The sequence below is a fragment of the Limnohabitans sp. 63ED37-2 genome, assembly GCF_001412535.1.
Classification (GTDB): Bacteria; Pseudomonadota; Gammaproteobacteria; order Burkholderiales; family Burkholderiaceae_C; genus Limnohabitans_A.
This window is the reverse complement of record NZ_CP011774.1, coordinates 45,001-52,500: the sequence shown is the minus strand read 5'-3', so window position 1 is coordinate 52,500 and position 7,500 is coordinate 45,001. Positions and strand designations below refer to the sequence as shown.

The window sequence follows — 7,500 nt, the reverse complement described above, 5'->3', positions numbered from 1 at the left end:
GCAGGCTTCCTCAAATCTGCAGCGCCCACGGAAGATAGGGACCAAACTGTCTCACGACGTTTTAAACCCAGCTCACGTACCTCTTTAAATGGCGAACAGCCATACCCTTGGGACCGGCTACAGCCCCAGGATGAGATGAGCCGACATCGAGGTGCCAAACACCGCCGTCGATATGAACTCTTGGGCGGTATCAGCCTGTTATCCCCAGAGTACCTTTTATCCGTTGAGCGATGGCCCTTCCATACAGAACCACCGGATCACTATGTCCTACTTTCGTATCTGCTCGACTTGTCAGTCTCGCAGTTAAGCACGCTTATGCCATTGCACTATTATCACGATGTCCGACCGTAACTAGCGTACCTTCGAACTCCTCCGTTACGCTTTGGGAGGAGACCGCCCCAGTCAAACTGCCTACCATGCACTGTCCCCGATCCAGATAATGGACCTAGGTTAGAACCTCAAACACACCAGGGTGGTATTTCAACGTCGGCTCCACTGAAACTAGCGTTCCAGCTTCAAAGCCTCCCACCTATCCTACACAGATCTGTTCAAAGTCCAATACAAAGCTACAGTAAAGGTTCATGGGGTCTTTCCGTCTTTCCGCGGGGAGATTGCATCATCACAAACATTTCAACTTCGCTGAGTCTCAGGAGGAGACAGTGTGGCCATCGTTACGCCATTCGTGCAGGTCGGAACTTACCCGACAAGGAATTTCGCTACCTTAGGACCGTTATAGTTACGGCCGCCGTTTACTGGGACTTCAATCAAGAGCTTGCACCCCATCATTTAATCTTCCAGCACCGGGCAGGCGTCACACCCTATACGTCCACTTTCGTGTTTGCAGAGTGCTGTGTTTTTATTAAACAGTCGCAGCCACCGATTTTTTGCAACCCCGTTGGGCTCCCTCTGTTCGAGTTCACCTACTTGGGGCATACCTTCTCCCGAAGTTACGGTATCAATTTGCCGAGTTCCTTCTCCTGAGTTCTCTCAAGCGCCTTAGAATACTCATCTCGCGCACCAGTGTCGGTTTGCGGTACGGTCAATGACAAGCTGAAGCTTAGTGGCTTTTCCTGGAAGCAGGGTATCACTCACTTCAGGTGCAAGCACCCTCGTTATCACCCCTCATCTAAGCCCGGCGGATTTGCCTACCGAGCACGACTACAGGCTTGAACCAACATATCCAACAGTTGGCTGAGCTAACCTTCTCCGTCCCCACATCGCACTTGTCATCGGTACAGGAATATTGACCTGTTTCCCATCAGCTACGCATCTCTGCCTCGCCTTAGGGGCCGACTCACTCTACGCCGATGAACGTTGCGTAGAAAACCTTGCGCTTACGGCGAGGGGGCTTTTCACCCCCTTTAACGCTACTCATGTCAGCATTCGCACTTCTGATACCTCCAGCATGCTTTACAACACACCTTCACAGGCCTACAGAACGCTCTCCTACCACTTGCAATAAATTGCAAATCCGCAGCTTCGGTAACTGGCTTAGCCCCGTTACATCTTCCGCGCAGGACGACTCGATCAGTGAGCTATTACGCTTTCTTTAAATGATGGCTGCTTCTAAGCCAACATCCTGACTGTTTTAGCCTTCCCACTTCGTTTCCCACTTAGCCAATTTTAGGGACCTTAGCTGGCGGTCTGGGTTGTTTCCCTCTTGAGTCCGGACGTTAGCACCCGGTGCTCTGTCTCCCAAGCTGTACTCATCGGTATTCGGAGTTTGCCTTGGTTTGGTAAGTCGCCATGACCCCCTAGCCAAAACAGTGCTCTACCCCCGATGGTAATACTTGAGGCACTACCTAAATAGTTTTCGGAGAGAACCAGCTATTTCCAAGTTTGTTTAGCCTTTCACCCCTATCCACAGGTCATCCGCTAATTTTGCAACATTAGTCGGTTCGGACCTCCAGTACCTGTTACGGCACCTTCATCCTGCCCATGGATAGATCACTTGGTTTCGGGTCTACACCCAGCGACTGATCGCCCTATTCGGACTCGATTTCTCTACGGCTTCCCTATTCGGTTAACCTTGCCACTGAATGTAAGTCGCTGACCCATTATACAAAAGGTACGCAGTCACCCTTGCGGGCTCCTACTTTTTGTAAGCATGCGGTTTCAGGATCTATTTCACTCCCCTCCCGGGGTTCTTTTCGCCTTTCCCTCACGGTACTTGTTCACTATCGGTCAATGATGAGTATTTAGCCTTGGAGGATGGTCCCCCCATATTCAGACAGGATTTCTCGTGTCCCGCCCTACTTGTCGTTAGCTCAGTACCACACATCTGTTTTCGCATACGGGACTATCACCCACTATGGTCGGCCTTTCCATGCCGCTTTGCTAACAGTTGTGCTATCACTAACAGGCTCTTCCGATTTCGCTCGCCACTACTTTCGGAATCTCGGTTGATGTCTTTTCCTCGAGCTACTGAGATGTTTCAGTTCACCCGGTTCGCCTCGCATGACTATGTATTCATCATGCGATACCCCTAAGGGTGGGTTTCCCCATTCAGAAATCTCCGGATCAAAGCTTATTTGCCAGCTCCCCGAAGCTTATCGCAGGCTTTCACGTCTTTCGTCGCCTATCATTGCCAAGGCATCCACCACATGCTCTTAGTCACTTGACCCTATAACTTTGAACTCTCTTGCGAGACCTCATCGTTATTTCAAGGACTGTCTGTCAGGTCTTTCACCTGACGCGTTATGCCGTAATATGAATAATTCCTCAACACCGGATGTTTCCATCCAATATCAAAAGAACAATTCGTCATTACTTGAATTTCAAACGTCGTTTGAATATTCGTTTTGACGCAATCAAAAAATTGTCACCAGGGGCACGGTCCGCACTAAACCTTTACGAATGTGCGGTTTCCCCTGGCAACTCTGATTCGACTCTATGAATTTTTAAAGAACAGCCGTGTGTCTTGCGACACTTGTTAATCGATCAATATCAATCAACACAAAAACAGCCTTTGCAATCTCTTGCCAAGCAGCTTTTGTTTTGAATGAAGATTTATCCAGGCCCTTGCAGGACCCGCTCAACATGTCGATAAGTGATGGTGGAGGATGACGGGATCGAACCGACGACCCCCTGCTTGCAAAGCAGGTGCTCTCCCAGCTGAGCTAATCCCCCGTTATCTTGTCTGGAGCACCTGTACAGCACCCACTCTTCAGAAGGATTGGTGGGTCTGGTTGGTCTCGAACCAACGACCCCTGCGTTATCAACACAGTGCTCTAACCAACTGAGCTACAGACCCAAGCCGGTCACCAATGACCCAAGCATACGCCCAAGTCGTCAGCGACAACCTTCCAACAACCGATAAGTGTGAGCGTTCAATTTAGATTGCAGTTTCCAGAAAGGAGGTGATCCAGCCGCACCTTCCGATACGGCTACCTTGTTACGACTTCACCCCAGTCACGAACCCCGCCGTGGTAATCGCCCTCCTTGCGGTTAGGCTAACTACTTCTGGCGAGACCCGCTCCCATGGTGTGACGGGCGGTGTGTACAAGACCCGGGAACGTATTCACCGTGACATTCTGATCCACGATTACTAGCGATTCCGACTTCACGCAGTCGAGTTGCAGACTGCGATCCGGACTACGACTGGTTTTATGGGATTAGCTCCCCCTCGCGGGTTGGCAACCCTTTGTACCAGCCATTGTATGACGTGTGTAGCCCCACCTATAAGGGCCATGAGGACTTGACGTCATCCCCACCTTCCTCCGGTTTGTCACCGGCAGTCTCATTAGAGTGCCCAACTGAATGTAGCAACTAATGACAAGGGTTGCGCTCGTTGCGGGACTTAACCCAACATCTCACGACACGAGCTGACGACAGCCATGCAGCACCTGTGTTACGGCTCTCTTTCGAGCACGAAGCTATCTCTAGCGACTTCCGTACATGTCAAAGGTGGGTAAGGTTTTTCGCGTTGCATCGAATTAAACCACATCATCCACCGCTTGTGCGGGTCCCCGTCAATTCCTTTGAGTTTCAACCTTGCGGCCGTACTCCCCAGGCGGTCAACTTCACGCGTTAGCTTCGTTACTGAGTCAGTGAAGACCCAACAACCAGTTGACATCGTTTAGGGCGTGGACTACCAGGGTATCTAATCCTGTTTGCTCCCCACGCTTTCGTGCATGAGCGTCAGTACAGGTCCAGGGGATTGCCTTCGCCATCGGTGTTCCTCCGCATATCTACGCATTTCACTGCTACACGCGGAATTCCATCCCCCTCTACCGTACTCTAGCTATGCAGTCACAAAGGCAGTTCCCAGGTTGAGCCCGGGGATTTCACCTCTGTCTTACATAACCGCCTGCGCACGCTTTACGCCCAGTAATTCCGATTAACGCTTGCACCCTACGTATTACCGCGGCTGCTGGCACGTAGTTAGCCGGTGCTTATTCTTACGGTACCGTCATGAGCTCCTCGTATTAAGAGAAACCTTTTCGTTCCGTACAAAAGCAGTTTACAACCCGAGGGCCTTCATCCTGCACGCGGAATGGCTGGATCAGACTTGCGTCCATTGTCCAAAATTCCCCACTGCTGCCTCCCGTAGGAGTCTGGACCGTGTCTCAGTTCCAGTGTGGCTGGTCGTCCTCTCAGACCAGCTACAGATCGTTGGCTTGGTGAGCCTTTACCCCACCAACTACCTAATCTGATATCGGCCGCTCCAATCGCGCGAGGCTCTTGCGAGTCCCCCGCTTTCATCCATAGATCGTATGCGGTATTAGCGTAACTTTCGCTACGTTATCCCCCACGACTGGGCACGTTCCGATATATTACTCACCCGTTCGCCACTCTCAAGGGGTTGCCCCCTCTACCGTTCGACTTGCATGTGTAAAGCATTCCGCCAGCGTTCAATCTGAGCCAGGATCAAACTCTATAGTTCGATCTTGATTTTTTTCGGTCTTTCGACCAACTCATAAATTGGAATCGACGTGGCAACCATTTCTGATTTCCACATCTTTTTTACTTCATGAGCGTTTGTTAGCTAATTAAAGCTAAGTTCCGAAGAACTTGGCAATCACCATCAAACGCCCACGCTTATCGGCTGTATATTTTTAAAGAACCCAAGCAGCTCAGAGCCACTTCGTTTGCCTCGCTGCGATCAGCGAAGCTTTCTATTGTATCACGCTTTTGCGTTTTCTTTAGAAGATTTTTATGTCTTCTAAAGAAAACGCCCCACCGGTCGGTGAGGCGTTTTGGGCTGTTAGAAGCCTGACGATGTCCTACTTTCACACGGGAACCCGCACTATCATCGGCGCTAAGTCGTTTCACTGTCCTGTTCGAGATGGGAAGGAGTGGGACCAACTTGCTATGGTCATCAGGCATAACTTGTTGTCATCTTGACCAAGTCAAGACAACGAATTCATAGAGTTTGGAATCAGATTTTGAGCTTGCGCTCGGCCTTTCAGCCTTTTTGAATGCGTCAACTTGGCATAACTTCCTTGACCAATGCACACCTTGCGGCGTGTGATCAAAGTTATAGGGTCAAGCCGCACGAGCAATTAGTATCGGTTAGCTTAACGCATTACTGCGCTTCCACACCCGACCTATCAACGTCCTGGTCTTGAACGACTCTTTAGGGGGCTCAAGGCCCCGGCAGATCTCATCTTGAAACGAGTTTCCCGCTTAGATGCTTTCAGCGGTTATCTCTTCCACACTTAGCTACTCGGCAATGCCACTGGCGTGACAACCGATACACCAGAGGTGTGTCCACTCCGGTCCTCTCGTACTAGGAGCAGGCTTCCTCAAATCTGCAGCGCCCACGGAAGATAGGGACCAAACTGTCTCACGACGTTTTAAACCCAGCTCACGTACCTCTTTAAATGGCGAACAGCCATACCCTTGGGACCGGCTACAGCCCCAGGATGAGATGAGCCGACATCGAGGTGCCAAACACCGCCGTCGATATGAACTCTTGGGCGGTATCAGCCTGTTATCCCCAGAGTACCTTTTATCCGTTGAGCGATGGCCCTTCCATACAGAACCACCGGATCACTATGTCCTACTTTCGTATCTGCTCGACTTGTCAGTCTCGCAGTTAAGCACGCTTATGCCATTGCACTATTATCACGATGTCCGACCGTAACTAGCGTACCTTCGAACTCCTCCGTTACGCTTTGGGAGGAGACCGCCCCAGTCAAACTGCCTACCATGCACTGTCCCCGATCCAGATAATGGACCTAGGTTAGAACCTCAAACACACCAGGGTGGTATTTCAACGTCGGCTCCACTGAAACTAGCGTTCCAGCTTCAAAGCCTCCCACCTATCCTACACAGATCTGTTCAAAGTCCAATACAAAGCTACAGTAAAGGTTCATGGGGTCTTTCCGTCTTTCCGCGGGGAGATTGCATCATCACAAACATTTCAACTTCGCTGAGTCTCAGGAGGAGACAGTGTGGCCATCGTTACGCCATTCGTGCAGGTCGGAACTTACCCGACAAGGAATTTCGCTACCTTAGGACCGTTATAGTTACGGCCGCCGTTTACTGGGACTTCAATCAAGAGCTTGCACCCCATCATTTAATCTTCCAGCACCGGGCAGGCGTCACACCCTATACGTCCACTTTCGTGTTTGCAGAGTGCTGTGTTTTTATTAAACAGTCGCAGCCACCGATTTTTTGCAACCCCGTTGGGCTCCCTCTGTTCGAGTTCACCTACTTGGGGCATACCTTCTCCCGAAGTTACGGTATCAATTTGCCGAGTTCCTTCTCCTGAGTTCTCTCAAGCGCCTTAGAATACTCATCTCGCGCACCAGTGTCGGTTTGCGGTACGGTCAATGACAAGCTGAAGCTTAGTGGCTTTTCCTGGAAGCAGGGTATCACTCACTTCAGGTGCAAGCACCCTCGTTATCACCCCTCATCTAAGCCCGGCGGATTTGCCTACCGAGCACGACTACAGGCTTGAACCAACATATCCAACAGTTGGCTGAGCTAACCTTCTCCGTCCCCACATCGCACTTGTCATCGGTACAGGAATATTGACCTGTTTCCCATCAGCTACGCATCTCTGCCTCGCCTTAGGGGCCGACTCACTCTACGCCGATGAACGTTGCGTAGAAAACCTTGCGCTTACGGCGAGGGGGCTTTTCACCCCCTTTAACGCTACTCATGTCAGCATTCGCACTTCTGATACCTCCAGCATGCTTTACAACACACCTTCACAGGCCTACAGAACGCTCTCCTACCACTTGCAATAAATTGCAAATCCGCAGCTTCGGTAACTGGCTTAGCCCCGTTACATCTTCCGCGCAGGACGACTCGATCAGTGAGCTATTACGCTTTCTTTAAATGATGGCTGCTTCTAAGCCAACATCCTGACTGTTTTAGCCTTCCCACTTCGTTTCCCACTTAGCCAATTTTAGGGACCTTAGCTGGCGGTCTGGGTTGTTTCCCTCTTGAGTCCGGACGTTAGCACCCGGTGCTCTGTCTCCCAAGCTGTACTCATCGGTATTCGGAGTTTGCCTTGGTTTGGTAAGTCGCCATGACCCCCTAGCCAAA

The 7,500-nt window shown here is 50.8% G+C and carries 2 tRNA genes and 4 rRNA genes (2 of these 6 cut by a window edge); all 6 read right to left on the bottom strand.

What is annotated here, in order from left to right:
- Positions 1–2,623 (bottom strand): 23S ribosomal RNA (locus tag L63ED372_RS00210); it reaches 254 nt to the left of the window's first position.
- Positions 2,624–3,053: 430 nt separating this feature from the next.
- Positions 3,054–3,129, bottom strand: a tRNA-Ala gene (locus tag L63ED372_RS00205).
- A gap of 47 nt (positions 3,130–3,176) precedes the next feature.
- A tRNA-Ile gene (locus tag L63ED372_RS00200) sits at positions 3,177–3,253 on the bottom strand.
- Between the two features lie 99 nt (positions 3,254–3,352).
- Positions 3,353–4,885 (bottom strand): 16S ribosomal RNA (locus tag L63ED372_RS00195).
- 327 nt (positions 4,886–5,212) lie between these two features.
- Positions 5,213–5,325: ribosomal RNA gene (gene rrf, locus L63ED372_RS00190) — 5S ribosomal RNA — on the bottom strand.
- Positions 5,326–5,483: 158 nt separating this feature from the next.
- A 23S ribosomal RNA gene (locus L63ED372_RS00185) occupies positions 5,484–7,500 on the bottom strand; it runs 860 nt beyond the window's last position.
- Together the 16S, 23S and 5S rRNA genes with 2 tRNA genes alongside form the textbook arrangement of a ribosomal RNA operon.